The organism is Actinomadura terrae (assembly GCF_022751215.1).
In the GTDB taxonomy this organism is placed as follows: Bacteria; Actinomycetota; Actinomycetes; order Streptosporangiales; family Streptosporangiaceae; genus Spirillospora; species Spirillospora terrae.
On sequence record NZ_JAICDG010000001.1, the window covers coordinates 2,032,091 to 2,056,825 of the forward strand.

Annotated in this window: 19 protein-coding genes; 13 read left to right on the forward strand and 6 right to left on the reverse strand. The window is 74.6% G+C overall.

Annotated features, from left to right (window positions below):
• The first annotated feature begins 20 nt into the window (after positions 1-20).
• A complete protein-coding gene (locus tag K2F47_RS09070) occupies positions 21-1,187 on the forward strand; it encodes a 2,5-dihydroxypyridine 5,6-dioxygenase NicX family protein (RefSeq protein ID WP_242902311.1) in 1,167 nt (388 codons plus the stop codon).
• Between the two features lie 6 nt (positions 1,188-1,193).
• On the opposite strand, the gene rfbH is transcribed toward K2F47_RS09070, so the two are convergent.
• The 4 genes from rfbH to K2F47_RS09090 all read right to left on the reverse strand — a co-directional run bounded on the left by rfbH (position 1,194) and on the right by K2F47_RS09090 (position 4,612).
• Positions 1,194-2,501: a lipopolysaccharide biosynthesis protein RfbH gene (gene rfbH, locus K2F47_RS09075; protein WP_242902312.1), complete on the reverse strand. Its 1,308-nt coding sequence runs from the start codon at positions 2,499-2,501 to the stop codon at positions 1,194-1,196.
• Between the two features lie 87 nt (positions 2,502-2,588).
• Positions 2,589-3,044, reverse strand: a complete 456-nt coding sequence (locus K2F47_RS09080; protein WP_242902313.1) for a cupin domain-containing protein — start codon at positions 3,042-3,044, stop codon at positions 2,589-2,591.
• Positions 3,045-3,077: 33 nt separating this feature from the next.
• Entirely contained in the window at positions 3,078-3,503 is a 426-nt protein-coding gene (locus K2F47_RS09085) for a winged helix-turn-helix transcriptional regulator (protein WP_242902314.1), read from the reverse strand.
• 74 nt (positions 3,504-3,577) lie between these two features.
• A complete protein-coding gene (locus K2F47_RS09090; protein WP_242902315.1) occupies positions 3,578-4,612 on the reverse strand; it encodes an LLM class flavin-dependent oxidoreductase in 1,035 nt (344 codons plus the stop codon).
• Positions 4,613-4,771: 159 nt separating this feature from the next.
• On the opposite strand from K2F47_RS09090, the gene K2F47_RS09095 reads away from it, so the two are divergent.
• The 11 genes from K2F47_RS09095 to K2F47_RS09145 all read left to right on the forward strand — a co-directional run bounded on the left by K2F47_RS09095 (position 4,772) and on the right by K2F47_RS09145 (position 19,713).
• Positions 4,772-7,516 (forward strand): family 78 glycoside hydrolase catalytic domain, encoded by a 2,745-nt coding sequence (locus K2F47_RS09095; protein ID WP_242902316.1) that lies wholly within the window; start codon positions 4,772-4,774, stop codon positions 7,514-7,516.
• 112 nt (positions 7,517-7,628) lie between these two features.
• Complete coding sequence (locus K2F47_RS09100) at positions 7,629-8,618, forward strand: ABC transporter permease (protein ID WP_242902317.1); 990 nt, start codon at positions 7,629-7,631, stop codon at positions 8,616-8,618.
• Positions 8,619-8,623: 5 nt separating this feature from the next.
• Complete coding sequence (locus tag K2F47_RS09105) at positions 8,624-9,523, forward strand: ABC transporter permease (RefSeq protein WP_242902318.1); 900 nt, start codon at positions 8,624-8,626, stop codon at positions 9,521-9,523.
• Complete coding sequence (locus K2F47_RS09110; RefSeq protein WP_242902319.1) at positions 9,520-11,196, forward strand: dipeptide ABC transporter ATP-binding protein; 1,677 nt, start codon at positions 9,520-9,522, stop codon at positions 11,194-11,196. Before K2F47_RS09105 ends, K2F47_RS09110 begins: the two co-directional genes overlap by 4 nt.
• 93 nt (positions 11,197-11,289) lie before the next feature.
• Complete coding sequence (locus tag K2F47_RS09115; protein WP_242902320.1) at positions 11,290-12,891, forward strand: ABC transporter substrate-binding protein; 1,602 nt, start codon at positions 11,290-11,292, stop codon at positions 12,889-12,891.
• The gene (locus K2F47_RS09120; RefSeq protein WP_242902321.1) at positions 12,888-14,987 is read left to right on the forward strand and encodes a hydantoinase/oxoprolinase family protein; all 2,100 of its coding nucleotides are present in this window, start codon (positions 12,888-12,890) and stop codon (positions 14,985-14,987) included. Before K2F47_RS09115 ends, K2F47_RS09120 begins: the two co-directional genes overlap by 4 nt.
• Positions 14,984-16,705, forward strand: coding sequence for a hydantoinase B/oxoprolinase family protein (locus K2F47_RS09125; RefSeq protein WP_242902322.1), 1,722 nt, complete (start codon positions 14,984-14,986; stop codon positions 16,703-16,705). Before K2F47_RS09120 ends, K2F47_RS09125 begins: the two co-directional genes overlap by 4 nt.
• Entirely contained in the window at positions 16,702-17,913 is a 1,212-nt protein-coding gene (locus K2F47_RS09130) for a macrolide family glycosyltransferase (RefSeq protein ID WP_242902323.1), read from the forward strand. Before K2F47_RS09125 ends, K2F47_RS09130 begins: the two co-directional genes overlap by 4 nt.
• On the forward strand, positions 17,910-18,794 hold the full coding sequence (locus K2F47_RS09135) for an SDR family NAD(P)-dependent oxidoreductase (protein WP_242902324.1): 885 nt from the start codon (positions 17,910-17,912) through the stop codon (positions 18,792-18,794). The genes K2F47_RS09130 and K2F47_RS09135 overlap by 4 nt, the downstream gene beginning before the upstream one ends.
• Positions 18,795-18,844: 50 nt before the next feature.
• Positions 18,845-19,249 carry a TIGR03618 family F420-dependent PPOX class oxidoreductase gene (locus tag K2F47_RS09140; RefSeq protein ID WP_242902325.1) on the forward strand — a complete coding sequence of 135 codons (405 nt, stop codon included), beginning with the start codon at positions 18,845-18,847 and terminating at the stop codon, positions 19,247-19,249.
• Positions 19,246-19,713 (forward strand): TIGR03618 family F420-dependent PPOX class oxidoreductase, encoded by a 468-nt coding sequence (locus K2F47_RS09145; protein WP_242902326.1) that lies wholly within the window; start codon positions 19,246-19,248, stop codon positions 19,711-19,713. Before K2F47_RS09140 ends, K2F47_RS09145 begins: the two co-directional genes overlap by 4 nt.
• 92 nt (positions 19,714-19,805) lie before the next feature.
• On the opposite strand, the gene K2F47_RS09150 is transcribed toward K2F47_RS09145, so the two are convergent.
• Complete coding sequence (locus tag K2F47_RS09150) at positions 19,806-20,366, reverse strand: NADPH-dependent FMN reductase (RefSeq protein WP_242902327.1); 561 nt, start codon at positions 20,364-20,366, stop codon at positions 19,806-19,808.
• A 151-nt stretch (positions 20,367-20,517) separates the two neighbouring features.
• On the opposite strand from K2F47_RS09150, the gene K2F47_RS09155 reads away from it, so the two are divergent.
• Entirely contained in the window at positions 20,518-21,969 is a 1,452-nt protein-coding gene (locus K2F47_RS09155) for an MFS transporter (RefSeq protein WP_242902328.1), read from the forward strand.
• Here the strand turns inward: K2F47_RS09155 and K2F47_RS09160 are convergent.
• Complete coding sequence (locus tag K2F47_RS09160) at positions 21,960-24,707, reverse strand: ATP-binding protein (protein WP_242902329.1); 2,748 nt, start codon at positions 24,705-24,707, stop codon at positions 21,960-21,962. The two genes, K2F47_RS09155 and K2F47_RS09160, sit on opposite strands and share 10 nt — an antisense overlap.
• Positions 24,708-24,735: the final 28 nt, after the last annotated feature.

Sequence of the window (24,735 nt, forward strand, 5' to 3'; positions counted from 1 at the left end):
CCGCACCGGAGGCGATGACGATGACGGCAGCCGAACCCGATGCCGCCGTGTGGGACGGCGTGTCCACCCTGCTCGACCACTACCTCCGGATCCGCGCCGACGACCGGGTCGTCCTCCTCTACACGGCGGACGCGCGGGACCCGGCCGCGTGGGTCGCCGCCGAGCTGGCCGTCCGCGGCGTCGCGCCGGCGCTGCTCGGGATGAGCGCGGGCCGCGACGACACGGTGGAGCCCCGGCTGCGCGCGGCGCTGCCCGACCCCGCGTCCCCGCATCCGCGGATCGTGCTGCTGACGATGGAGCGCGACTCGATGTCGCACGTGCTCCAGCTCCGCCGGGCCCTCGCCCCCTACCCCGAGGACCGCTGGGCGACCTACCGGGTCATCAACGCCTCGGCGGAGTTCTTCCGCCACTCGATGGGCGTCACGCCGGAGCTGCTGTCGGCGCTCAACGGCGCGCTGCTGAACCGGATGATGCCCGCCTCCCGCCTGCGGGTCACCTCCGGCGGCGGCACCGACCTGGAGATCGCCGTCGACTCCGAGCGGTACCGGTGGATCAGCAACCGGGGCGTGTGGCGGCCGGGCGCGTTCCTCGTCCTGCCGCCGGGGGAGGTCAGCACGTACCCGGCGGACGTCAACGGCGTCCTCGTCGCCGACGGTGCCTTCAACGTGACCTCCTACACCGGCCACGACGTCCGGCTCGCCGATCATCCGGTGACCGTCGACATCGAGCACGGCCGGGTCGCCGGCGTCGCCTGCGCCGACCCGCTCGTGGCCCGGCTGCTGGAGCGCTGCCTGCGGGTCGAGAACGCCGACCGGATCGGGGAGCTCGGCTTCGGCACCAACGTCGGCACCACCGCGTTCATCCCCCTGAACTCCCACATCAACGAGCGCCACCCGGGCGTGCACCTCGGCCTCGGCATGCACGGGCAGCGGCTGGACGTGGTCGACTACTGGTGCGACGTCCACCTCGACCTCATCACCGCGGACGCGACCGTCGTCGTCGACGGCCGCACCGAGATCAGGAGCGCCGACCTCGCCGATCTCGCCTGCCTCGCCGGTGAGCGGCATCCCGAGCCGCTCACCGGGAACGTCCACGAGGAGGACATCGACGGCGACTGCTGCGGCCTCATCACCGGCGAGGTCGCCCGCGCGAGGGAGGCGTTCCTCCGGACGCGGGAGTGCCGGTGAGCCGGGCTACCGCCGGCTCGTGACGAAGTCCCGGATCGTGGTGATCATGTAGTCGACCATCTCGTCGGTGAGGCCGGGGAAGACGCCGATCCAGAAGGTGCGCTCGGTGATCGCGTCGCTGTTGTCGAGCTTGCCCGAGACCCGGTACTCCTTGCCCTGGTAGGCGGGCTGGCGGGTCAGGTTGCCCGCGAACAGCATGCGGGTGCCGATCCGCCGGTCCTCCAGGTGGGCGACGATCTCGTCCCGGTCGAACGGCGCGTCGGCGTCGACCGTGATGATGAACCCGAACCAGCTCGGGTCGCCGCCCGGAGTCGGGACGGGCAGGAGCAGGCCGGGCAGGCCGTCCAGGCCCTCGCGCAGCCGCGCCCAGTTGCGGCGGCGGGCCGCGCCGAACTCCGGCAGCCGCTGGAGCTGGGAGAGCCCGAGCGCCGCTTGCAGGTCGGTCGTCTTGAGGTTGTAGCCGACGTGGGAGAACGTGTACTTGTGGTCGTAGCCGTAGGGCAGGTCGCCGAACCGCTGCGTGTAGCGCTTGCCGCAGGTGTCGCAGTCGCCGGGCTCGCACCAGCAGTCGCGTCCCCAGTCGCGTAGCGACTCCACGATCCGCGCCAGCTTCGGCCGGTCGGTGGTCACGCACCCGCCCTCACCCATCGTCAGATGGTGGGCGGGATAGAAGCTCACGGTGCTGAAGTGGCCGAACGTCCCGGTCAGGCGGCCCTGGTAGCTCGCGCCGACGCCGTCGCAGTTGTCCTCGACGAAGAACAGGCCGTGCTCCTTGGCCAGCTCGGCGACCTCGGCGACCGGGAACGGGTTGCCCAGCGCGTGCGCGATCATGATGCCGCGGGTGCGCGGGCCGATCGCCTCGGCGACGCGGTCGGCGGTGGTGTTGTAGGTGCCGAGCTCCACGTCCACGAAGACCGGGACCATCTGGTTCTGGAGGATCGGGTTGACCGTCGTCGGGAAGCCCGCCGCCACCGTCACGACCTCGTCGCCCGGACGCAGCCGGTCGTCACCGATCTCCGGCTGGGCCAGCGCGGTCAGCGCCAGCAGGTTCGCCGACGACCCCGAGTTCGTCAGGTGCACCTTGCGGCGCCGCAGCGTCCGCCCGAGCTCGCGCTCCAGCGCGACCGCGCTCGGCCCGGACGCGATGCGCAGGTTCAGCGCGGCCTCGACCAGCGCGACGCGGTCGTCCTCGCTCAGGTCGGCGCCGGACGGCATCACCAGCGTCTCGCCGGGGACGAACCGCCGTCGCTCCTCCTTCTCGCGGTGGTACTCGCGGACCAGGTCCAGGATCGAGTCCTGGGTGTCACTCATCATCGCCTCCAGGGCGCGCCACGGCGCGGACCCGGTCCATCAAAACAGCGGGACGCGGGATCTCCTCCCCTGTGGGCCCCCCTTAGTGACTCAGGTCTCGGTGGGGCGCTCGACGTCCGCCCAGAGGCTCGGGAGGTTGACCACGATGCCCTCCTGCGTGCTGCGCGCGATGACCACGACCGCCTCCTCGTCGGGGGACGGGTTCTCCTCGCGGTGCGGGAGGTAGGGCGGGACGAAGATGTAGTCGCCCGGCGCGGTCTCCACCCGGACCTCCTCGTCGCCGTCGGCGAACACGAACACCGGGTGCCCGGAGACGATGTAGATCGCGGTCTCCGCCTCGCCGTGGTGGTGGTCGCCCGAGTTGGTCGCGGGGCCGACGTGCGTGCGGCCCATCCAGAGCCGCTCCGAGCCGACGCTCTTGCCCGAGATCGCCTCGTACCGGCGCATCCCCGACGTCTGGGTGGTGTCGGAGCCGAGGTCGGCACCGCGCACATGCTCGATCCGCCCGTGCCAGGCGGCGTTTCCCCGTGCGCGCGCGTCAGTCACGTTCGTCCCCCAATGTCATGAATTTTGGCTGTTTTAGTAGAGATTGGGGTCGTCGACGGGCCGCCGGTCGTCGTGCCGCGCGGCCGCGTTGTCGTCGTAGGCGGCGCGCGCCGCCGCGATCTTCGCGTGGTTGTTCTCCGCCCACGCCGACAGCGCCCGGGTGGAGGCGAACAGCTCCGTGGCGAGGGCCGTGGCGGTGTACTCGACCTGCGGCGGGACGGTCGGGTGGACGGTGCGGACGATCAGCCCGTCCCGCTCCAGCGTGCGCAGCGTGAGCGTCAGCATGCGGCGGCTGATGCCCGGGATCGAGCGGTGCAGCTCGGCGAAGCGGATCGGGCCGTCGCCGGCCGCCGCGATGATCGCGATTCCCCACTTGCTCCCGACCCGGTCGAGGGCGTCGCGGAAGGCCGCGCACGCGTCGGGCTCGACGTCGTCGGGCAGCCGAGGTCGTGTGGACATCGAACTCCCCTCCCGGTGCGGACGTTTCAGCCTTACACCGATCGTCCGCACCGGCAACCTGTCCCGCGCGCGGGTCAGGGCGGCGGGTCGGGGAGGGACGTGCGCAGCGCCGGCGCGACCTCGGTGGCGAACAGTTCGAGGGACGTCCAGTGGTCGTCCAGCGGCAGCCCGTCGGGATCGACGCTGAACACGGCGAGCGAGTGGCCGAAGATCTCGTGCTGCCGGTGCACCTTGTCGATCACCTGCTCGGGGCTGCCGACGAGCGCCGGCGAGTGCGCGACGAACTCCTCCACGCTCGCGAAGGGCGGGCGCCCGCCGATGCTCCGCTGCATCGCGGCGAGGCGCTCGAAGGCGGGCCGGTACGCGGCGAGCGCCGCCTGCGAGGTCTTGGCGACGAGGAAGCCGGGCGTCCCGGCGCCGGTGAAGAGCCGGTCGGCGGGACGGCCGTGCCGGGCCCACGCGGCGCGGTAGTACTCGACCAGCGGGCGCGCGCTCTCGCTGGACAGGCCCGCGTTGGAGAACACCACGGGATCGCCGTACTCGGCGGCCAGCTCCAGGGACTCCGCCGAGGACGAGCTGCCGTGCCAGATCCGGGGGCGGCCGTTCAGCGGCCGGGGGAGGAGGTGGAAGTCGTCGAGGCGCGGGCGCCGTCCCGCGGGCCAGGTGACGCTGTCCCTCGTCCACAATTCGTGCAGGAGCCGGAAGTTGTCCGCGAGCGCCGGACGCTGCTCGTCCGGCGTCAGGCCGAACACCTCCCCGCCGGGCCCGGCGCCCTTGCCCACGATCAGCTCCACCCTGCCGCCGGAGAGCTGGTCCAGGGTCGCGTAGTCCTCCGCCGCGCGGACGGGGTCGAGCATCGACAGCACGGTCACGCCGGTGAACAGCCGGATCCTGCTGGTGAGCGCCGCCACGTGCGCGAGGACGACCGGCGGCGCGCTCGACAGGAACGGCCAGTGGTGGCGCTCGCCGACCCCGAAGCCGTCGAAGCCGAGCTCCTCCATCCGCAGCGCGGTCGCCACCGTGAGCTCGAAGCTCGCCCGGGTCGCGGACGGCTCGTCGCCCCCCGCGGAATCCAGATAGCGGATCGGGGCCACTCCGAAGAACTTCACGATTGTTACCGCCGCATTTCCATTAGCGCGTGCCTTTCCAACGTCGCCAAACGTATGCGGAACGGCGCGGGCCGGGAAGAAGGAACATTGCTGTTACCACCCTGTCGCGTGTTTTGCTGTGGGGACGTGAGATCCGGAATTGGCGAACTGGGGTGAGGTGTGTCCGCGCCGACCGATCTGCGGGTCGAACATCGGCCCGCGCCGTTGGGGCTGACCGAGCCGTCCCCCCGGCTGAGCTGGCGGCTGCCCGAGGGCACCGGGCGGCAGCGCGCCTACCGGATCAGGGGCGAGGCGGGCGACCGGGCCTGGGACACCGGGTGGGTCGCGTCCGACCGGAGCCTGTTCGTCCCCTACGGTGGGCCGCCGCTCGTGTCGCGCGCGGCCGTGCGGTGCGCCGTCCGCGTCCGGACCGAGGCGGGCGTCAGCGCGTGGTCGGCGCCGGTCCATTGGGAGATGGGCCTGCTCGACCCGGGCGACTGGACGGCGCGCTGGATCGGGCCCGCCGAGGACGAGGTGCCGCCGCCGGGCTTCCGTCCCGGCTACCACCTGCGCGGCGCGTTCGCCGTCGGCCGCGCGGTCGTGCGGGCCCGCGCGTACGCCACGGCGCACGGGGTGTACGAGCTGTTCCTCAACGGCGCGCGGGTCGGCGACGCCGAGCTGACCCCGGGCTTCACCGCGTACCGCAGCCACCTCCACGTCCAGGCGTACGACGTCACCGACCTGGTCCGGACGGGCGGCAACGTGCTCGGCGCGATCCTCAGCGACGGGTGGTTCCGCGGCCGGACGTCCTACCACCGCCTCCCCGACGGGTTCGGCGACCGCACCGCGCTCGTCGTCCAGCTCCACCTCGACCACGAGGACGGGACGACGACGGTGACCGGGACCGGCCCGGAATGGCGGTCGGCGATCGGGGCGATCAAGGCCGCCGACTTCTTCGACGGCGTCGCCGCCGACCTCCGCGACGAGCCCGCCGGCTGGCACACCCCCGGCCCGGTTTCCGGTCGCTGGTCACCGGTCGTGCTGCGCGACCGCCCGGACGCCCGGCTCGTCTCCTCGCCCGCCCCGCCGGTGCGGCGGCTCCAGGAGCTGCGCCCGGTCTCGATCACCCGTCCGGCGCGGGGCGTGCACATCGTCGACTTCGGGCAGAACGTGGGCGGCTGGGTCCGGCTGTCCGACCTGGGCCCGCGCGGCACGCTGCTCGGGCTGACCCACGCCGAGGCGCTCACCCCGGACGGACGGGACGTCAACACCGCGAGCGGCCAGGCCACGCTGCGCTGGTACGAGCCGCCGCGCGGCGTCCAGAGCGACCTGGTGGTCTCCGCCGGGCCCGGGGGCGCCGCGTTCGAGCCCCGGCACACCCGGCACGGCTTCCGCTACCTGCGCGTCGACGGGCATCCGGGACGGATCGCGGCGGACGGCGTCGCCGCGGTAGCGGTCAGCTCCGACCTGCGCCGCACGGGCTGGTTCGCGTGCAGCGACGAGCGGGTGAACCGGCTCCACGACATCGCCTGCTGGACCTACCGCAATCAGGCGTGCGACATCCCAATGGCGGAGATCACCAGGGAACTGGCCGGATGGACCGACTTCGGGTGGAACATCCGGGGCGCCCGGCTCGTGCACGACGTGTCCGGGCTGAGCGCGAAGTGGCTGGCCGACCTCGCCGCCGACCAGTGGCCGGACGGGACCGTGCGCAACTACGCCCCCGACCCCCTCGGCCCCGCCAGCCTGACGGCGCGGTTCGCGATCCCGCACGGGCAGGCGGGCTTCGGCGACGCGGCCGTGTCGGTGCCCTGGGAGACCTGGCGGGCCTACGGCGACGACGGCCTGCTCGCGCGGCAGTACGCGTCGATGACCGCGTGGGTGGACCGCGTGGCCCGGGTCGCGCGGGACGAGCGGCACCCCGAGCGGCGCGCGGCGCGTCCCGTCCCCGCGCCGCACGAGGAGTTCCTCTGGGACACCGGCTACCACTTCGGGGAGCACCTCGAACCGGGGCCGCCGAAACCGCCGGTGACGCTGACCCGGCGGCGGATGGCCCAGATCACCAGCCTGGAGGGCTTCACCGCCGCCGTGGTGGAGGAGATGCAGGCCCGCGACCACGCGGCGTTCGCGACGGCCTACTTCCACCGGTCCGCCCGGCTGCTGTCGCGGATCGCCGGCGTCCTCGGCCGGTCCGCGGACGCCGAGCGCTACGGGCTCCTCGCCGAGAACGTCCGCGCCGCGTGGCAGGCCGAGTTCATCACCCCGGACGGGGCGCTGACCTGCGACACCCAGGCCACGCACCTGCGCGCGCTGGCGTACGGGCTCGTCCCCGCGGAGCTGCGCGCGCGGACGGCGGCCCGGCTGGCGGAGCTGATCCGCGCCGACGGGACCCGGCCCGGCACCGGGCTCCCGACGACGCACCTGCTGCTGCCCGTCCTCGCCGCGAACGGCCACCTCGACCTCGCCTACGAGCTGCTGCTGCGGCACGGCTCGCGGTCCTGGATGTCGGTGATCGACAACGGCGGCACCACGTTCTGGGAGGTCTGGGACGGCATCATGCCCGACGGCCGGACGAACCTGGCGCTGAACATGCCCACCCGCGCGAGCGTGGTCGAGTTCCTGCACGGCGACGTCGGCGGCGTCCGGCTCGACGAGGACGTGCCCGCCTACCGGAGGTTCACGGTCGCGCCGCGTCCGGGCGGCGCCCTGACCTGGGCCGAGGTGAAGCAGGACGGCCCCTACGGGCGGATCGAGGCCGCGTGGCGGATCGAGGGCGGCCGGTTCTCGCTGGAGGTGACGGTCCCGCCCGGCACGACGGCTGACGTCGTCCTGCCGGACGGCGCGCGCGCCGAGGTCGGTCCCGGCGTCCACACCTTTGCAGCGCGTGCCGAGCCCGCCGAGCCCGCCGATTCTGGGGTGGCATAGGGGGGCGCCAAAGGGGGTCCCGCCGTGCCGTTCACGGCAGCCTTTGCAGGAATCGCATCGCGTTTTCGGGGAAATCGCCGGAATGTCCGGCGGGGGGAGGGTTTTCGGATCGATGGCGCGTTTTCTGGCCGGACGGGTGCTCCAGGGCGTCTTCGTGCTCTGGGCCGCGTACACGCTCTCGTTCACCGTCCTGTACGCGCTGCCGAGCGACCCGGCCGCGATCGCGGCGGGCACCACGAGCGGCGTCACCGAGGAGCAGGTCGACCAGCTCCGGCACGAGATGGGCCTCGACCGCCCGCTGACCGAGCGGTACCTGAGCGGGCTCGGCGGTGCGCTGCACGGCGACCTCGGCCGCTCGGTGCAGTCCGGCGAGCCGGTGCGCTCGCTGATCGGCGACGCGCTGCCGCCGACGCTCGCGGTGGCGGGCGCGGGGCTCGCGCTCGGCGCCCTGCTCGGGACCGGGCTGGCGGTGCTGGCGAACGCGACCGGCTCGCGCCGGCTCCGCCGGGCGCTGCTCGGGCTGCCGCCGCTCGGCGTCGCGGTCCCGCCGTTCGTCGTGGGGCTGCTGCTGTTGCAGTGGCTCTCCTTCACCTGGAACGTGTTCCCCGCCATCGGCGAGGGCGGCTGGCGCGGGCTCGTGCTCCCCGCCGTCACGATCGCCGTCCAGCCCGCCGCGCTGATCGGGCAGGTCCTCGCCCGGAGCATGGCCGACGAGCTGGGCAAGGACTACGTGGACGTCGCGCGCGCCAAGGGCGCGGGGCCGCTCCGGGTGAACGTCCGGCACGTGCTGCGCAACGCCGCGCTGCCCACGCTGACGATCGCCGGGCTGCTGGTGGGCGGGCTGCTCACCGGCGCGATCGTGGTCGAGGTGGTGTTCTCGCGGAACGGGCTCGGGCAGATCACGCAGGGCGCGGTGTCGGCGGAGGACCTGCCCGTCGTGCAGGGCGTGGTGCTGCTGGGCGCGCTGGTGTTCGTCACCGTCAACCTCGTCGTCGACCTGCTCTACCAGGTGCTCGATCCACGGCTGGCGGCGGCGCGCCGCGCGCCGGAGCGCGGCCCGTCCGGGCGGTTCGCGCTGTTCACGTTCGCGGGACGGGGGTGAGCCGGATGCCCGTCACCGACCTCGCCCTCACGACCGGCGAGCACGTCCCGGAACCGGAGCCGCGGGACCGGCCGAGTGCTGTGCAGAACCTTTTGCGAGGGCTGCTGCGCAATCCGTGGCTCGTCCTGTCCGTGGTCTGGGTGGGCCTGGTCGTCGTCGCGGCGGTCGCGCCGTCGCTGTTCGCGCCGGGCGACCCGCTGGCCGTCGACACCGCCGCGCGCCTCCAGGCCCCCTCGTTCGGCCACCCGTTCGGCACCGACCGGCTCGGCCGCGACCTGTTCGACGAGACCGTCTACGGGACGGGCCGGACGCTGCCGGCGGCGGCGCTGGCGACGGCGGTCGGCCTCGGCGCGGGCGTCCTGCTCGGCCTGCTGGCCGGGTTCCTGCGCGGTATCGCCGACCTGGTGATCATGCGGCTGGTGGACGTGCTGCTGTCGATCCCCGGCCTGCTGCTCGCGCTGATGCTGGTCGCGGTGCTCGGCAAGGGCGACACGGCCGACGTCGGCCTCGCCATCGGCGTGGCCGCGATCGCCAGCACGGCGCGGGTGGCGCGCGCCGAGGTGCTGCGCGTGTCGGCGAGCGGGTTCGTGGAGGCCGCGCGGACCGGCGGGGCGCGCCGGACCCGCGTCCTGCTGCGCCACGTCCTGCCGAACTCGATGGGCCCGGTGTGGGCGCTGACCCTGCTGCTGTTCGGCGAGGCGATCCTCGGCGTGACGACCTTGAGCTTCCTCGGGTTCGGCGCCCAGCCGCCGACGCCGGAGTGGGGCTCGCTGGTCTCGTCCGGACGCGACTTTCTCGGCGGCGCGTGGTGGCTGTCGATCCTGCCCGGCACGGTCGTCGCGCTGACCGTGCTGGCCGCCAACCGGGTGTCGCGCGCGTTCGAGGGCGAAGGGACGGGCCGGTGACGAACCCGCGTCTGCTGCTTGAGGTCGAGGACCTCGCGGTGCGCTACCGCGCGCGGCGCTCGGTCGTCCGCGCGGTGGAGTCGGCGAGCTTCACGGTGGGGGAGGGCGAGACGGTCGCGATCGTCGGCGAGTCCGGCTCGGGCAAGTCCACCACCGCCTACGCGCTGCTCGGCCTGCTGCCGCGCTCGGCCCGCGTCACCGGCGGGCGCGTCGACTTCGGCGGCCGGGACCTGACCGCGCTCAACGAACGCGGGTGGCGCGCGCTGCGCGGCCGGGAGATCGCGCTCATCCCGCAGGACCCCGGCACGTCGCTGAACCCCGTCCAGCGGGTCGGCGCCCAGGTCGCCGAGGCGCTGCGGCTCTCGGGAGGCGCCGACCGCCGGGCCGCCCGGACGCGCGCGCTCGACCTGCTCGCCGACGCCGGGCTCCCCGACCCGGAGGTCCAGGCGCGCCAGTACCCCTCGGAGCTGTCGGGCGGGATGCGCCAGCGGGTCCTCATCGCGATCGCGATCGCGGCGCGGCCCCGGCTCATCGTGGCCGACGAGCCGACCAGCGCGCTCGACGTCACCGTGCAGCGCCGCGTGCTGGACCACATCGGCGGGCTCGTCCGCGAGTCGGGCACCGGCCTGCTGCTGATCACCCACGACCTGGGCGTCGCGGCCGAGCGCGCCGACCGCGTCCTCGTGATGCGCTCGGGCGCGATCGTGGAGCGCGGCACGCCCGGGGAGGTGCTGTCGGACCCCCGCGACCCCTACACGCGGTCGCTGATCGAGGCGGCGCCCGGGCTCGCGCGGACGCCGCGTCCGCGCCGCGTGCGGCTGACCGCCGTCCCGGCGGGCGCGCCCGGCGACCCGTTCGCGGCCAAGCCCGCCACCGTGCCCGACGCCAAGCCGGACGCCGACGGGCCCGTCCTGCGAGTGGAGGGGCTGGTCAAGGAGTTCCGCGCGCCGCGCTCGTCCGGCACGATCCGGGCGGTCGACGACGTGAGCTTCGCCATCCCCCGGGGCAGGACGTACGGGCTGGTCGGGGAGTCGGGGTCGGGCAAGTCCACCACCGCGCGGCTGATCCTGCGGCTGGCCGACCCCACCGGCGGACGGGTGTTCCTCGACGGCGAGGACATCACCGCCTCGCGGGGCGCCGCGCAGCGCCTGCTGCGGCGCCGGATGCAGATCGTCCACCAGAACCCGTTCGCGTCGCTGGACCCGCGGCGGTCGATCGAGCGGATCGTCACCGACCCGCTCGCGTCGTTCGGACTGGGCTCGCGGGCGCAGCGCCGCCGCCGCGCGGCGGAGCTGATCGACCTGGTCGCGTTGCCCGCCTCGGTGCTGCGCCGGCGGCCCGCAGAGCTGTCGGGCGGGCAGCGGCAGCGGGTGGCCATCGCGCGGGCGCTCGTCCTCAACCCCGAAGTGCTCGTGTGCGACGAGCCGGTGTCCGCGCTCGACGTCTCCGTGCAGGCGCAGATCCTCGACCTGCTCGCCGCGCTCCAGGCCGAGCTGGGCGTGAGCTACCTGTTCATCTCCCACGACCTGGCGGTGGTCCGGCACATCGCCGACGAGGTGGGGGTGCTGAGCCGGGGCCGGCTGGTCGAGTCCGGCCCCACCGAGCAGATCTTCGCGGCGGCCCGGCACGCCTACACGCGGGAGCTGCTGGACGCGATCCCCGGCCGCCGCTGACGCCGGGGCCGGCGACGACGACAATCCCACTCACTAGGAGAGCGAGCCCGAACCGTGTTCCGTACAATATCGGTCGGAAAAGTAAAGATAATTGTGACCGGCGCGGCCGGCGCGCTGCTGCTGGCCGCGTGCGGCGGCGGGACGTCGGCCGGGGGCTCGGGCGCGGCGGGCCCGCCCAAGTCGGGCGGCACCCTGACCGTCGCGCTCGGCGGCGACCCCGTCAGCATCTACCCGCGCGCGGTCACGCCGCTGGTCCGGGAGGTCGCGCGGCCGATCGTCGACTCGCTGCTCGCGCTCGACCCGGCGACCAGGCAGCCGGTGCCGTGGCTGGCCGAGTCGGTCAAGGCCAACGCCGACGCCACCGAGTTCACGTTCACGCTGCGGCAGGGGGTGACGTTCTCCGACGGCACGCCGCTGACCGCGAAGATCGTCAAGGACAACTTCGACGACGTCATCACCAACCGGGCCGCGTCGGTGGGCTCCACCCCCCTGTCGCTGCTGGACCAGGGCGGCTACAAGGGGACGAGCACCCCCGACGAGCGGACGGTCGTGCAGCGGTTCGCCAAGCCGTACCCGACGTGGCCGCTGTGGGTGACGAACCCCGGGTTCGGCATCCTCGCGCCGAAGACGCTGGCGCTGCCGATGGCCGACCGGTTCGACAAGGTGATCGGGACGGGCCCGTTCGTGCTCCGCTCCTACACTCGCAATAGCCAGGTGGTGCTCACGAAGCGCACCGGCTACAAGTGGGGCCCCAAGAACCGGAAGCACGACGGCGACGCCTACCTCGACAAGGTCGTCTACCGGATCATCCCCGAGCCGAGCGTGCGCACCGGCGCGCTGAAGACCGGGCAGGTTCAGCTCGCGGGCGCGCTCAGCCCGTCCGACATCGCGCCGGTCCGCGACGCGGGGTACGGGATCGTCGCGCAGCGGCTGCCCCGGCTCGCCGAGGGCCTGGTGGTGACCGGGGCCGACCGCGCGCCGCTGAAGGACGCGGCCGTCCGGCAGGCACTGGTCAAGGCGGTGGACGCCAAGCAGGTCCGGGACACGCTGCTCACCCCCGAGTGGGGGGTGCCGACCAGCGTCGTCACCGGCACGGTGATCGGGCACTCCGACCAGAGCGCGCTGCTCAAGCCGGACCAGGCGGCAGCGGCGGCGCTGCTGGACAGGGCGGGCTGGGCCCCGGGCGGTGACGGCATCCGGGTCAAGGACGGCAAGCGCCTCACGCTCAAGCTCGGCTGGCTCAACCGCGGCAACCCCTGGGACCAGCCGCTCGTCGAACTCGTCACCGCCCAGTACAAGAAGATCGGCGTCGAGCTCAAGCCGGAGCTGGTGACCGCCGCGCAGTCGGTCGAGGCCTTGAAGGCGCGCACCAGGTGGGACCTGTTCCTGTCCGGCGTCGCCGGGGGACCGGACGCCGGGGTCGGCCTGGCGAGCACGTTCACGAGCGCGCCGCCGAACTTCTTCAACGTCCAGGACGCGGCGCTGCAACCGCTGCTGGAGAAGCAGGCGATCACCACCGACCAGGCGGCCCGGGGCAGGCTGGTCGCCGACGCCCAGCGCCGCGTCCTCGCCGAGGGCCTGTTCACGCCGCTGGTCGAGGACACCGCCGTCGTCGCGGTCGGCAAGAAGGTGCACGGCTTCGCGCTCGACGCCGACGCGCGGCTGCCCACGCTGCTGGACGTCTGGCTGTCGTGAGCGACCGCCCCTACCGCATCGCCGTGGACGTCGGGGGCACGTTCACCGACCTGGCGCTGCTCGGCCCGGACGGGGTGGAGCTGGACCACAAGACCGGCTCCACCCCGGCCGAGCCCGCCGACGGCCTCGTCGCCGGGCTCGGCGGGCTCGCGGCGAGAGCGGGCCTGCCCCTCGCCGAGCTGCTCGGCCGCACCGGCGTCCTCGTGCACGGCACGACGATCACGACCAACGCGCTGGTCACCGGCACCGGCGCGCGGACGGGCCTGCTGACGACGCACGGCCTGCGCGACGTCCTGCTCGCGCGCCAGGGCTCCCGCGCCGACCAGTTCGACTCGCGCTCGGCCCCACCGCCGCCGCTCGTGCCCCGGCACCTGATCGAGACCGTGCGGGAGCGGCTCGACCGCACCGGCGAGGTCACGACCCCGCTGGACGAGGACGGCTTGCGCCGCGCGGCGCGGCGCTTCGCGGCGGCAGGGGTCGCCTCGGTCGCCGTCTGCTTCGCGTTCTCCTACCTCGACGGCGCGCACGAGCGGCGCGCGGCGGAGATCCTCGCGGCGGAGCTGCCCGGCGTGTTCCTGTCGGTGTCGTCCCGGGTGGCGCCCGAGGTCCGGCTGTTCGAGCGCACCTCGACGACGGTGCTCAACGCCTATGTCGGGCCCGTGCTGCGCGACCACCTCGACCGCCTCGCCGGACGGCTGACCGCGCTCGGCTACACCGGCGAGGTGCTGATCGTCCAGTCCAACGGCGGTGTCGTCGCGCTGGAGCGGGCGGCCGAGCGCGCGGTGAACACGCTCCTGTCGGGACCGGCGGGCGCGCCCGCCGCCGTCCGGGACGTCGTCGCCGAACTCGGCGTGCCCGAGGCGATGACGATCGACATGGGCGGGACGAGCTTCGAGGTGAGCCTGTCCTCCGGCGGCGCCACCGGGATCACCACGCGGGCCGAGCCCGCGGGGCATCCCGTCTCGGTGCCGATGCTCGACATCGCCACGATCGGCGCGGGCGGCGGCTCGATCGGCCGGGCGACCGCCGGGGGGCTGCTGCGCGTCGGCCCCGAGAGCGCGGGCGCCGATCCCGGCCCGGCGAGCTACGGGCGCGGCGGGCGCGAGGCCACGGTCACCGACGCCGACCTCCTCCTCGGCTACCTCGCGGGCGGGTTCGGCGAGGGCCTCGTCCCGTCGGCGGCCCTGGCGGGGCGCGCGGTCGAGGCCCTCGGCCGCGACCTCGGGCTCGGGACGGTCGAGACGGCGGCGGGCGTCCACCGCGCGGTCAACGCCGCGATGGCCGACAGCCTGCGGCTCGCGACCGCGAGGCACGGCCTCGACCCGGCGCGGCTCGCGCTCGTCGCGGCCGGCGGCGCGGGCCCGGTGCACGCGGTGGAGCTGGCCCGCGATCTCGGGATCGCGCTGGTCGTGGTCCCGGCGGGCGCGTCGGTGCTGTGCGCGCGGGGCATGCTGCGCGCCGACCTCGTCAGCTACCACGTCCGCACGCTGCTGGGCCGGGGACGCGACCCGCGCGCCACGGGCGTCGACGCCGCCGAGGTCGACGCCGCCTTCGCCGCGCTGGAGAGCGGGGCGAAGGCGGACCCGGCCGCGGAGCTCACCCGGCTCGCGGACGTCCGCTACGTCGGCCAGGTGCACGAGATCACGGTGCCGTTCCCGTCCGTGCCGAGCGTCGATGCGGCGGCGGTCGCCGGGCTCGTCGAGCGGTTCCACCGCCTGCACGACCGGCTCTACGGCTTCGCGCAACCGGAGGTGCCGGTGGAGGTGGTGAACCTGAGGCTCGAAGCCCGCGTGCCCACCGCCGCGCCCCGGAGCGCTCCCGCTCCGTCCGGGCCGCCGGAGCCCGACGGCGTCCGGCGCGCGTGGTTCGACGGCGCGTTCCACGAGGTCCCCGTCCGGGACGTGCGGTCGGTGCCGGTCGACGAACGCCAGGAAGGGCCCGCGCTGCTGGCGGGCGCGGGCACGACCATCGTGGTCCCGCCCGGGTTCGCGTTCGAGGTCACCGCGAGCGGCACCACGCTCGTGTTCGCCGCCGACCGCGAGCGGGCCGAGGTGCTGGCCGCGCTGCGCGAGACGCGTCTGGAGGCGGTCCGATGACGGGGACGGTGCTGGCCTCGGTGGTCGGCAACCGGCTGCACGCGATCGCCGAGCGGATGGCCGACGCGATGCTCCGGTCCTGCCGGTCGGCGGCGTTCCAGAGCCGCGACTTCGTCACCGGGATCTTCGACGCGGACGGCGCGTGGATCGCCGCCAAGGACTTCATCCCCGTCCTCGCCGGGTCGCTGCCGAGCGCCTACGAGGGCGTGCTCGCCAAGTTCGCCGGGGACGTCGGCGAGGGCGACGTCTTCGTGCTCAACGACCCCTACCACGGCAACAACCACCCGCCGGACGTCACCGTCCTCAAGCCCGTCTTCCACCGGGGCGTGCTGCGCTTCTGGACCGCGACCAAGGGGCACCACGCCGACGTCGGCGGGAGCGGGGAGATCGGCTACAACCCCGGCGCGCGGGACTGCTACGAGGACGCGCTGCGCATCCCGCCCGTCCGGCTCTACCGGCGCGGCGAGCGGCAGCACGACGTCTGGGACCTGATCCTGCTGAACCTGCGGCTGCGCGACGCGGTCGAGGGCGACCTGCACTGCCAGATCGGCGCGGCCTCGATCGGGGAGCGCGAGCTGCTCGCGATGCTCGACGCGTTCGGCGTCGAGCCCGTGCTGGAGGCCGTGCGGGTCCAGTTCGCCGCCTCGGCCCGGCACATGCGCGCGGAGATCGCCCGCTGGCCGGACGGGACCTACGAGGCCGTCCGGCACCTCGACGACGGCGGCGAGCACCACCGCGAGCCCATCGCGGTCCGGCTGGCGCTCACCGTCGCGGGGGAGCGCGCCGTGTTCGACTTCACCGCCTCGGACCCGCAGGTCGTCGGCTACGCCAACTCGACCCGCGCCAACACCGTGGCCTCGACGCTCGTCGCGCTGTTCGGCGTGACCGACCCCGCGCAGCGCCGCGACGGCGGCGCGCTCGCGGCGGTCGAGATCCGCACCCGGCCCGGCACGATCGCGCACGCGGTCGAGCCGGCCGCGACCACGCTGTGCACGATCACCGCGTGCGAGGCGATCGTCGAGACCGTGTGGCTGGCGCTGTCGCGGGCCGACCCGGCGATCACCCACGCGGGCTGGTGCCGGGGCTACGCGTTCGCCGCCGTCGGCGTCGACGAGCGCACCGGCCGCCCGTTCGGCGCCACCGGCGCGCTCAAGGGCGGCTCCGGGGCCGTGCTCGGGTTCGACGGGTGGGACGCGATCGGCCCGCCCGTCGCCATGGGCGGCGGCCGCGAGGTGGACGTCGAGCTGCACGAGCTGGGTGCGCCCGCGACGATCCTGGAGCAGGGCTTCGCGACGGACTCGGCGGGCGCGGGCCGGTGGCGCGGCGGGCTCGGCGGGTTCTCGCGGTGGCGCATCGACCAGGACGGCGTGCGCGTCGTGTGCATCGGGTCGGGCGCGCTGGAGCAGACCGTCCCCTACGGCCTGGCGGGCGGCCTCGCGGCCCCCGCGAACCGGAGCGTCGTGCGCCACCGGGACGGCCGGGTCACGGTCCCGCGCACCAACAGCACGCTCGTGCTGGGACGCGGCGACGTCATCGAGATCCACACCTCGGGCGGCGGCGGTTACGGCGACCCCCGGGAGCGGTCGCGCGCGGCCGTCCGCGCCGACGTGCGCGACGGGCTCGTGTCGGAGGCCGCAGCTCGGGACGTGTACGGGCTGGACATCACGCCCGTGAACAGCGCCTCCACCGCCGATACGACAGATCGGAGCATTCCTTGAGCCTGAGCCTGCTGTTCCTCGACATCCCCTCGAACGGGCACGTGCTGCCGAAGCTCGACCTCGTCGACGAGCTGGTCCGGCGCGGGCACCGGGTCACCTACGTGGTGGCCGAAGGGCCCGCCGACCGGGTGCGGCGCTTCGGCGCGCACGTGGTCACCTACCCCTCCCTCGATCCGCTCGCCAGCCTGTCCGACGACGGCGACCCGGCCGCCGCGACCCGCGCGTTCTTCCGCGAGAACCTCGCGATCCTGCGCGCCGCGCGCGAGCACTTCGGCGACGGGCGCCCGGACGCCGTCGCCTACGACGAGGCCGCGTTCCAGGCGGGCCGCATCCTGTCCAGGACGTGGGGGCTGCCGCCCGTCCTGCTGACCCCGAGCGTGGTGTCCAACGAGCACTACTCCTACATCGAGCACCGGGACCGCCTCGCTCCCGGCGACCGGCTGGCCGACCCGGTCGAGGAGATCACCGAGGCGCTGGAGGGGTTCGGGCTCGGCGACCAGGTCGGCGACTTCCTGTGGAGCGCCCGGCGGGTGGCGGAGCTGACGATCTCCTTCGTCGCGTCCCGGCTCCAGCCCGAGTACGAGACGTTCGACCCCGAGCAGGTCCACTTCGTCGGGCCGAGCGTCGCCAACCGCGACTTCCTCGGCACCTGGGAGCCCCCGGACGGCGCCTCCCGGGTGGCGCTGGTGTCGCTGGGCAGCGTCCGCAACGGCGACGCGGGGTTCTTCGAGACGGTCGCCCGCGCGTTCGCCGGACGGGACTGGCACGTCGTCGTGACGGTCGGGGACGGGCTCCCCGACGCCGACGTCGAGCGGCTCGCCGCGCTCGCGCCGAACGTGGAGGTCCACCGCTGGGTCTCGGGCGTCAGCGTCCTGGAGCACGCGGAGGTGTTCGTGACGCACGGCGGCAGCGGCTCGCTCGCCGACGCGTGGCACACCGCGACGCCGGTCGTCGTCGTCCCCCCGGCCCCCGACTTCCTGCCCTACGCCGAGCGGACCCTCGAACTCGGCGCCGGGCGGGTGATCCAGCCGTCCGCGCTCGACGCCGACCGGCTCGTGGCGGAGGTGGAGGCGGTCGCCTCCGACGACGCCGTCCGCGAGCGGGTGCGGGAGTTGCAGGCGCACACGCGGGCGGGCGGCGGCGCCCGCCGGGCGGCCGACGTGCTGGAGGCCCACCTCGCCCGTGCGGCGCGCAAGGAGGCGTCATGACCGCGCGACCGCCCACCGGCGCCGTGATCGTCACCGGCAGCGGGTCGGGGGTCGGCGCGAGCACGGCGGTCGCGCTCGCCGGACGCGGCTACCGCGTCGTGGCCTCCGTCCACTCCCTCGACCGCGTCGCGGGGCTCGGCGAACTGCTCTCCCGGACCGGCGCCGAGGTCGAGGTCGCGGAGCTGGACGTCACCGACGAGGAGTCGATCCCCGGGTTCGTGGCCGGCGTCGCGTCCCGGTACGGCGGCCTGCACGCGATCGTCAGCAGCGCGGGCGTCACCGGCGTCGACACCTTCGAGCGCGAGGACCTCGCGAGCTACCGCAGGACGTTCGACGTGAACGTGTTCGGCCCGGTCGCGCTGCTCAAGGCCGCCCTGCCGCACCTGCGCGCCGGGGGCGGCAGGTTCGTCGCGGTGGGCAGCGTCGCGGGCGTGCTCGGGCTGCCCTTCCAGGAGTCCTACTGCGGGTCCAAGTTCGCGCTGGAGGGCATCCTGGAGGGCTTCGCGCCGGTGGCGCGGCGGGTCGGGGTCGCGGTCTCGATCGTGGAGCCGGGCCCGATCAGCACGGACGCGGTGCGCGGCACCGACTGGGCGCGCCTGTTCGGCGAGGCGGGTCCCTACGAGAAGGTGCTGCGGCGCTACTTCGACAACGCCGCAGCTCAAGGCGGGACGCTGCCCGGGCTCCCCGCGACGCAGACGGCCGACGAGGTCGCCGCCGCGATCGTGGACGTACTCGCCTCCGACGATCCGCCGCCGCGCGTCCAGACCGCCGCCGACACCCGCGCGCTCGTCGCCCGGAAACTCGCCGACACCGGCGGCGCGGCGGTCGCCGAGCTGATCGGAGGATGGCTGGACCCGCTCCCGCCGGAAGCGGTGGAATAGGGGGGTGATCAGGGGAGTCCGGCCACCACCACGGCTTATACATTCATCGCATGGCTGAGAAACTCGATGAGCGGACACGGGCATTCATCGACAACAAGAATTTCCCCGTCGTCGCCACCGTGAACGAGGACGGGAGCCCGCATTCCTCGATCGTCCTGATCAAACGCGGCGAGGACGACTCCCTGCTGTTCGTGACCCACGCGGGCCGCCGCACCGAGCGCAACATCTCCCGCGACCCGCGGGTCAACGTGTCGGTGTTCGACATCGAGAACCCGATCGTCTCGATCGAGATCCGCGGCACCGCGAAGGTGCTGGAGGGCGGCGGCAAGGAGCTGGCCGACGAGCTCACGATGAAGTACCTCGACGAGGTCCACGACGTGGACGACGTGTCGCGGGTGGTCGTGCAGATCGTGCCGCACAAGGTGATCCCGTTCCCGCCGGAGAACCAGAAGTGACGTACGGGCCGGGGCAGGGGCCGGGGCCGCTGCCCCTGTCCGACGACGAGCTCACGGCGCTGCTGGCCGGGCACGTCATGGGCGCGCTGGCCGCGAACAAGCGCGACGGCCACCCGCACCTGTCCACCGTGGCCTACCACTGGGACCCGGTGGAGCGGACGGCGCGGATCAGCACCACCGGCGACCGGGCCAAGGTGCGGCGGCTGCGCCACGACCCGCGCGCGGCGCTGTACGTGTCCAGCGCGGACCACATGGCGTTCGCGGTCGCGCAGGGCCGGGCCGAGCTGTCGGCCGTCAGCGCGATCCCCGGCGACGCCGCCGGCCGCGAGCTGCTCGCGCTCCAGCCGCCGTTCGCGGACCCGGCCGACGAGAAGGCGTTCCTGGAGCAGATGGTCGCCGACCGCAGGCTGGTGATCCGGCTGCGGGTCGAGCGCCTGTACGGGACGCGGCTGGACGTCCCCTGACGAGGTCTTCGTCAAGACCCTGGACACACGTGGGCGCGGGCACCCGGCGGGGGGTGCCCGCGCCCACGCGCGGGGGGATCTGAGGGGCGGTGTCAGGCGGTCCGGACGGCGGCCAGCGCTTTCGACCAGGACTCGACCTGGCCGAGGACGCGCTCCAGCTCGGCCTCGCGGAACTCCTGCGGCGTGAACTCGGGGTAGCTCGGGAAGTCCCCGGGGATCAGCAGCGTGACCTGCGCGGCCACCGACGCCAGGCTCAGCTCGGTCGCGACCAGCTTGAGGTGCTCGACGGCCCGCGCGGCGCCGACCGCGCCGTACCCGACGAAGCCGACCGCCTTGTTGGCCCACTCGGCGTAGACGAAGTCGAACGCGTTCTTCAGCGCGGCGGGCGCGCCGTGGTTGTACTCGGGGGTCACCACGACGTAGCCGTCGTACCGGGCGACGACCTCGGCCCAGCTCTTGGTGTGGTCGCCGGCGTACTGGCCGACCGCCGCGGGGATCTGCTCGTCGTAGAGCGGCAGACCGTGGTCGGCGAGGTCGACGATCTCGTAGTCGGCCTCGGTGCGCTTGGAGGCGACCAGGTGCACCCAGTCGGCCACCGCACGGCCGATCCGGCCCGGCCGCGTGCTCCCGACGATAATGGCGATCTTTGTCATTTCCCGCTTCCTGTCTTTCGGCTGCGCCCAATTCTTCACGATCGCCGCGGGCGGCGAAAGAAGGCACTTTTCCTTCCCGTGGTTACACCGATGTTCCCTCTACCCGAATTCGGTGGCGGACGGAACAATCGACGCCAAAGAAGGGGGCCTGATGGACGTCGCGGAGACCGCGGTGCGAACGGCGCGCTCCGGCCGGTCCGCCCTAGCGGTGCTGGCCACCGGCCAGCTCATGCTGATCGTCGACGGCACCGGGGTCGCGGTGGCGCTGCCGAAGATCCGCGAGGACCTCGGCCTCGCGGGCGCCGAGCTGTCCTGGGTCGTCAACGGCTACCTCGTCGCCTTCGGCGGGCTCCTGCTGCTGTGCGGGCGGCTCGGCGACCTGTTCGGACGGCGGCGGGTGTTCCTCGGCGGCATCGCCGTGTTCACCGCCGCGTCCGCGCTGTGCGGGGCGGCCGGGAGCGCGGCGCCGCTGGTGGCCGCGCGGTTCGTCCAGGGCGTGGGCTGCGCGATGGCGGGCTCGGTGATCACCGGCATGGTCGTGGTGCTGTTCCCCGAGGGCCGGGAGCGGGTCCGGGCCATCACCGTGATCGCGTTCGTGGCGGCGGGCGGCGGCTCGGTCGGCGCGCTCGGCGGCGGCGTGCTCACCGAGTTGGCGGGCTGGCGGTGGATGTTCCTGGTCAACCTGCCGATCGGCGCGCTGCTGCTGGTCTTCGGCCGCCGGACGCTGGCCCCCGACCACGGCGGCGGCCGGGACGGCGGGGCCGACCTGCTGGGCGCGGCGCTGGTCACCGGCGGGCTGATGCTGCTGGTCCTCGCGATCGGCGGGCTCGGGCCCGACGGGTTCGGCGCGGCGCCCTCCGCCGTCCTCGCCGGGGCTGGCGTGGCGCTGCTCGCGGGCTTCGTGCTGCGCCAGCGCCGGGCCGCGGCGCCGCTGCTGGAGCTGTCGATGTTCCGGTCCCGGGCGCTGTCGGGCGGGAACCTGCTCCAGGCCCTGTTCGTCGGCGCGATGTTCGGGTTCCAGTACCTCGTCACGCTCTACCTCCAGGAGGTGCTCGGCCTGGACTCGCTGGAGACCGGGCTCGCCTACCTCGTGGCCTCGGCCGTGATCGGGGCGACCTCGCTGGGGCTCGCGGGGCCGCTGATCGTCCGGCTCGGCGTGCGGCGGGTGCTGCTCGCCGGGCTCGGCGCCGGGGCGCTCGCGTTCGGCTGGCTGGCCCGCGTGCCGGACGCGGGCGCGTTCGCGGTCGACGTGCTGCCCGCGATGCTGGTCCTCGGCGTCTCGGCGGGGCTGGTCCTCCCGGCCGCGACCGCGCTCGCGATGACCGGCGCGTCCGACGCCGACTCCGGCGTCCGCTCCGGCGTGACCGGCACGGCGCAGCAGGTCGGCGGCGCGCTGGGGCTCGCGGCCATGGCGGCGCTGGCCGCCGCCGCGACCGGCGGCGGCGACGGCGCCTCCGGCGCGGCCCGGCGGGCCGCGCTCACCGACGGCTACCGGGCCGGCTTCGTCGCGGGCGCGGTGCTGATCGCGCTCGCGGCGGTGGTGGCGCTGGCCCTGCCGCGCGACGGCCGGCCGGGCGACGCCGACCCGGTCGATCAGTTGTAGCTGGCGACGGGAGGGTCGCCCACCCGCCGCACGTGGCGGGACGCGGCGCGGGAGGGCGCCGGCCGGGGAGGCGTCGGACGCAGTTCGCGCGCGGCCCTGCGGCAGCGGGCGGCGGTCTCGTGGGCGCCCGCCGCGGCGGCGCGGCGCTCGGCGTCCAGCAGCGCGTGCCGCGCCTGCCGCGCGACGTCGTTCGCGAGCTGCGGCGAGTTGAGGACCACGAGCTGCCGGTAGTGGTGGACGAGGAGGTCGATCTCGTCGGCGGGCAGCGTGGCGATCCAGGCGATCGCGCGCCGGTGCTTGGCGATCCGCCGGCTGCGCGGGAGCTGGCCGTGCGCGACCTCGCGCACGAGCGGCTGGCGGAAGAAGTACTCGCGGTCGCTGGCCCGCTCCGGGGCGCGCGGGGGCTCCTCCCCCCAGAAGCACCCGGAACGTTCCGGGGGCGCGGCGACCGGGCGCCACCGGACCAGGAAGTCCTTGCGCTCCAGGGCGTACAGGATCTCGGCGGTCTCCTCGATGGTGCGGCCGGAGAGCGCGGCGACACCGTCCACCCGCACCCTCCCGTGGAAGAACGTGGCGTCCCGCAGGACGGCCCGCTCCGCGAGCGGGAGCGTGTCGATCCGGGCAGCGGCGAGGGCGCGCAGCCGCTCGGGCACGGGCGGGGCGCCGTCGAGCGCGCCGCCGGTGCGCTCGCGGACGGCGCGCGCGTACTCCTCGGCGTGCCGCGGGTTGCCGCCGACGAGGCCGAGCACCTGCGGGTCGGACGTTCCGGGCAGGAGCGCGCCCGTGTCCTCGGGGGACAGCGTGTCCAGGGTGAGCGTGGTGACGTCGCGCTTGCCGCAGCTCCAGCGCGGCCTCAGCTGCCGCAGCTCGGGCCGGGCCGTCACCACGATCAGGAGCGGGACCGGCGGGAGCCGCTCGGTCAGGTCCTCGACCTGGTCCAGCAGGGCGCCGTCGGCCCGGTGCAGGTCCTCCAGCACGATCGTCACGGGGGTGTCCAGCGCGAGGCCCGTGATGTAGCGGCGCCACTCGGCCGCGCCGTCCTCGGTCGTCGACCGCTCGATCCGCCGGGCCGCGTCCGTCCCGCCGGGCAGCGAGCGCAGCGCGTCGGCGAGCGGCGCGAGGGCCTCGCCCGCGTACGGCGGGGTGCGCCCGACGAGCACGGGCCCGGGCAGGGCGGCGGCGAACTCGGCGACGAGGCGGCTCTTGCCGATGCCGGGCTCGCCGAGGACGGTGGCCATGTGCGGGCGCTGCCTGCGCTCGACGTCGCCCAGCAGGCCCCGCAGGATCGCGAGGTCACGGTTCCGGCCGACGAGCGGTGCGCCGGTGCCGGCCGACGGGTCCGCCGGGGCGGGCGGCGGCATCGTCAGCTCGCGCCCGGCCGCGCTGGGGGCGTCGCCGTCGCCGTCCCCGAGGCCGGCGGCGCGGGCGGTCGTGTGGCAGACCCGGATGGTGCCGGGCCGGGTGTGGGCCAGCAGCTGCTCGGCCGCGTGCGGCAGCGCCCCCGACAGCCGCGCCGGGGCGTTGTCGCCCTCGTCCCGGTAGGTCGCGAGGACCTCGCCGGTGGCGGCCGCGATCTGGACGCCGAGGAACGCCGACACCCGCCGCGTGATCCGCTCGCGGATGGCGAGCGCCGTGCGGATGGCACGTTCCGGGTCGTCCTCGTGCGAGCGCGGGAAGCCGAACACCACCGGACGCACCGAGCCCAGCGTCTCGCGGACCAGGCCGCCGTACCGCCGCGCCTCCTCGGCGATGACGCGGGCCAGCTCGTTGAGCGCCTCGTCCACGCACTCGGAGTCGCCGAACCCCACGTCCACGCGCGTGCGCACCAGGAGCACGCTCGCCCGCTTGCGCTCGGTGACGGGACGTTCCGTGCCCGCGGTCTCCGGAGCCTCGTCCGGCACCGGCGTCGGCAGCGGCGCGCCCGCCGCCGCGCTCTCGGCGGCCAGTTCGGGCGCCGTCCGCAGGGGCGAGGCCAGGCCGGGGTGCTGGTTGAGGATGTCCCGCTCCAGGTCGCGCAGCTCGGGCGCGGGGTCGAGCCCGAAGCCGTCGCGCAGCGTGTCGCGCAGGCGCTGGTACACGGCGAGCGCCTCGGGCTGCCGCCCGCAGCGGTAGAGCGCCAGCATGAGCAGGCCGCACAGCCGCTCGCGCGCGGGCTCCTCCTCGACCAGGGACGTCATCTCGCCGATCAGCGCGTGGTGGCGGCCGAGGGCGAGCTCGGCCTCCAGGCAGTCCTCCAGCGCGGCCAGCCGCGTCTCCTCCAGCATCGTCAGTTCGGGCCAGACGGTGCCGGTCTCGGTCACGTCGGCCATCGCCGGACCCCGCCAGAGCGCGAGCGCCTCGCGCAGCCGCCGGGCGGCGGGCTCCCATTCCTGCGCGCGGAAGTCGGCGCGGCCGCGGTCGACCAGCGCGTGGAAGCGGGTCACGTCGATGGCGCCCGGGTCGACGCGGAGCAGGTAGCCGGGCGGGGCGGTCCGGAGCGTCACCGATCCGTCCGCGGGGAGCGCCCGGCGCACGGCGGCGATCGCGTTCTGCACCATCTTGCGCGCGGTTGGCGGCACGGGATCGTCCCAGAGCGCGCGGATGAGGTCGCTGGTGGAGACCACGGTGTTGGCGTGCAGCAGCAGCAGCCCCAGGGCGGCGCGCTGGTTGACCCCGCCGAGCGGCACCGGCCGGTCGCCTCGCCTTGCCTCCAGCGGGCCGAGCAGGCTGAATCGCAAGGGGATCCCCCTCTCGCTCATCTCGACTCCCCGTATTTCATACTAATTC